The following is a 2,944-nucleotide window of genomic DNA, read 5'->3' as shown; positions in this document are numbered from 1 at the left end:
AGGAAGACCGGGACGAGGGCCTCGTTGTATGCGTGGATCACCAAGTCGCGCAGGGGATCGGGCATCTGATTGACCATCTCCGGTGTGAGGTGCTTGCGTTCGGTGGCGACGTCTCCGCCGGGAGCGACGGCACCGGTCAGCTTCTCGTTCAGAAGGCCGATCAGGCGATTCGCGAACACCGCGCCGACGATGGCCGCGCCGAGCGTGGAGCCCACCTGCCGGAAGTAGTTCGTGGCCGCCGTCGCGGTCCCGACGATCGCACCGCCGGGGAAGGAGTTCTGCACGATCAGGGTCAAGATCTGCAGCGACAGTCCGATGCCGGTGCCGAGCACGCCCAGATACAGGCACATGAGCCAGGTCGGACTCTCGATGTGGAGGGTGGACAGCAGCGCCAGACCGACGCCGATGATCACCGAGCCGACGATCGGGAACGCTTTGTAGCGTCCGGTTCGGGTGACGACGCGTCCGGCGGCGACCGAGGCCACCAGCAGGCCGCCCATCATCGGAATCATCAGCAGGCCGGCGACCGTCGCGCTGACGCCCAGCGCCATCTGAATGTAGGTCGGCATGTAACCGAGGGCTCCGAACATCGCGATCCCGATCATCAGGGCAGCGATGGTCGTCACGGTGAAGTTGCGGTCCTTGAACAGCGCCATGGGAATCACCGGGTGCACTGCGCGGGTCTCGGCCCAGCAGAACGCCGCCCCGATGACGACAGTCGCCGCGATCAAGCCGATGATGTGCGGCGAGCTCCAGGCGTACTTGGTGCCGCCCCACGTCGAGACCAGCACCAGCGTGGTGGTCGCCGTGGCGATCAGCGTCATACCGAGGTAGTCCAGCTTGGGCCGCTGGGTGCGTTCGACCTTGGGGAGCTGCAAGAAGACCACGCAGGCGCCGATGGCGAGTGCGCCGAGCGGAATGTTCATCCAGAACGCCCACCGCCAGCCCGGGCCCTCGGTGAGCCAGCCGCCCAGCAGCGGGCCGGCCACCGACGCGACCGCGAACACCGCGCCGATCATGCCCATGTAGCGGCCCCGCTCGCGGGCGGGGACGACGTCGGCGATGGCGGCCTGCGACAGCACCATCAACCCGCCGCCGCCCAGGCCCTGGATCACGCGGGCTGCGATCAGCACGTCGATGTTCTGCGCGAGTGCGCCGAGGATCGACCCGGCGATGAAGATCGAGATCGCGGCCAGAATCACCGGCTTGCGGCCGAACAGGTCGCCGATCCGGCCGTAGACGGGCATCACCACGGTGGTGGCCAGGATGTAGCCGGTGATCACCCACGGCATCAGGTCGACGCCTTCGAGTTCTCCGACCATGGTCGGCAGCGCAGTCGAGAGCACGGTCTGGTTCAGCGCGGCCAGAAGCATGGTGATCATCAGGCCGATGAACAGGAACAGGATCTTGCGGTCGCCGGCGGCTTCAGCGGTCGGCGGGGCGGTGCGGTCAGTCAACGAATCTCTCTCAGGGCTGTACGGAAGGCGGCGAGTGCGTTCTCGACGGCGGAGGGGTCCGGGTCGTCGAGCAGGTCTGGGTCGTCGTGATAGGCGAAGCGGAGCACGGCACCGGCGAGCAGGAGTAGGGCGCGGGCCGTGTCGGAGGCGGTCGGCGCGGCCGGATCGTCGGCCAGGCGCTGCGACAGCACACTCATCAGCAGGTCCTGGGTGGCGACTCGGTGGGCGCGGATGCTGTCGACCAGTTCGGGGTGCGCGGCGACGAGCCGCCGCAGCTCGGGGCTGGCCCGCGGTCCGATCGTGGCCATGGTCGCCATCGTCAGCTGCAGGGCCTTGCCCAGGCGGTCCTCGTCGTTCCGAGTGAGGAAGGTCTCCAGCGCCTTCGGGGGAATACGCGGTTCCTGGACGCCGAGGACCGCGTCCTCCTTGGAGGCGAAGTAGTTGAAGAAGGTGCGGCGCGAGATGCCCGCCCGCTCGGCGATCGCGCTGACCGTCGCCGCGGCGAGGCCGTCGCGCAGGGTCAACTCGACGGCGGCCTCATGAATACGCCGGAACGTCTCGGCCCGCTTGCGGTCCCGCACTCCGGCAAATTCCTGCACTGGTGCATTATTGCACCAGTGCAATCCGCTGCGCAACTGGCCGGCGGGACCGCAAGCTTCCCTCTCGTAGGCTGGAGGCCATGACCGCACGAGTGCTCGACGTCTGCGTCGTCCATCAGTTGTTGCCCGACCCCGGCGGAAGAGCCGGGGTCACCGCGATCGACAAGCGGCCCGTCGACGGGCCGGTGAAGGTCGGACCCTACGGGCTGTATCGCGATGTCCAGGCCGACCGGAAGCATCACGGCGGGCTGGACCAGGCGGTCTACGTGTACGCCGACGAGGACGCGCGACGATGGTCCGCCGAGCTCGGGCGCGACACCCCGCCGGGGTGGTTCGGGGAGAACCTGCGCACGACGGGGATCGATGTCTCGGGCGCCCGGATAGGGGAGCGGTGGCAGATCGGCGCGAAGGTGGTCGTCGAGGTGACCAAGCCCCGGATTCCGTGTCAGACCTTCGCGCGCTGGGTCGGCGGCGACGACGAGCGCGGCTGGGTGAAGCGCTTCGCACAAGCCGGGCGTCCGGGCGCCTATCTGCGAATCGTGCAGGGCGGCAAGGTTTCTGCGGGGGACGAGATCGTCGTCGTTGATCGTCCGGCGGGTGCGCTGAGCATCGCGGAGGTGTTCGCCGGCGGGTGATGTGCTTCGAAGACACCGGCCCGTAGAAAACACCAGCGCCCCGGCACGAATGCCGGGGCGCTGGTGTTGAGGTCTGTCAGAGAGCGGTGACGTTCGTCGCCTGCGGGCCCTTGGCGCCCTGCTCGACGTCGAACTCGACGCGCTGTGCCTCTTCGAGGTTGCGGAAACCGCTACCGTTGATTGAGGTGAAGTGGACGAAGATGTCTTCGCTTCCACCGTCGGGGGCGATGAAGCCGAAGCCCTTTTCGCCGTT

Annotated in this window: 4 protein-coding genes; 1 reads left to right on the top strand and 3 read right to left on the bottom strand. The window is 67.9% G+C overall.

Translation table 11 applies throughout. The annotated features are described in order from the left end of the window. Positions 1 to 1,457: MDR family MFS transporter (locus GX543_RS00305; RefSeq protein ID WP_290849037.1), on the bottom strand; the 1,457-nt coding region annotated here is incomplete at its 3' end. After that, positions 1,454 to 2,056 (bottom strand): TetR/AcrR family transcriptional regulator, encoded by a 603-nt coding sequence (locus tag GX543_RS00300; RefSeq protein ID WP_290849036.1) that lies wholly within the window; start codon positions 2,054 to 2,056, stop codon positions 1,454 to 1,456. The genes GX543_RS00300 and GX543_RS00305, both read right to left, overlap by 4 nt. An 80-nt stretch (positions 2,057 to 2,136) precedes the next feature. Between GX543_RS00300 and GX543_RS00295 the strand changes: the two genes are divergently transcribed. Beyond that, positions 2,137 to 2,691: an MOSC domain-containing protein gene (locus GX543_RS00295; protein WP_290849035.1), complete on the top strand. Its 555-nt coding sequence runs from the start codon at positions 2,137 to 2,139 to the stop codon at positions 2,689 to 2,691. Between the two features lie 76 nt (positions 2,692 to 2,767). Here the strand turns inward: GX543_RS00295 and GX543_RS00290 are convergent. Next, the coding region (locus tag GX543_RS00290) for a cold-shock protein (protein WP_290849038.1) at positions 2,768 to 2,944 on the bottom strand (177 nt) is incomplete at its 5' end.

Origin of the sequence: Gordonia sp. (in: high G+C Gram-positive bacteria) (genome assembly GCF_012515855.1) — a bacterium.
Taxonomy (GTDB): Bacteria; Actinomycetota; Actinomycetes; order Mycobacteriales; family Mycobacteriaceae; genus Gordonia.
Note: the sequence above shows the minus strand (reverse complement) of the source record. Positions and strands in the feature narration are given on the sequence as shown.

Bases quoted from the DNA above. Each gene is read 5' to 3' on its own strand.
- GX543_RS00295 (WP_290849035.1), top strand. From the start codon at position 2,137: ATGACCGCACGAGTGCTCGACGTCTGCGTCGTCCATCAGTTGTTGCCC.